At 63.5% G+C, this 255-nt stretch carries 1 protein-coding gene; it reads right to left on the bottom strand.

Translation table 11 applies throughout. The features are described 5' to 3' along the window. On the bottom strand, positions 1-255 hold a 255-nt coding region (locus tag EOD29_RS33285), incomplete at both ends, for a GNAT family N-acetyltransferase (RefSeq protein WP_127248868.1).

The following is a 255-nucleotide window of genomic DNA, read 5'->3' as shown; positions in this document are numbered from 1 at the left end:
ACTGGCGGACGATCGCCGAGCCATGGCCGATGCCGACCAGCTCCGCCGGGCCGATCGACAGATCGATGCCCAGCGTGCCGAACGGCTGGTCGGCATAAGGATGGTCGTCCTCGAGATGCGGATCGTAGCTCTGCAGGTAGGCAATCGGCTTGCCGTCCAGCTCGACGATCAGCGGCTCCACCGAAACCGACGAGATATGCTCGCGGATTTCGGCGATCTCAATCTCCGGATCTCCCCACCATTCGGCGAGATGCG

Source organism: Mesorhizobium sp. M1A.T.Ca.IN.004.03.1.1, from assembly GCF_003997555.1.
In the GTDB taxonomy this organism is placed as follows: domain Bacteria; phylum Pseudomonadota; class Alphaproteobacteria; order Rhizobiales; family Rhizobiaceae; genus Mesorhizobium.
The sequence above is the reverse complement of the archived record's forward strand: the minus strand, read 5'-3'. Positions and strand labels throughout refer to the sequence as shown.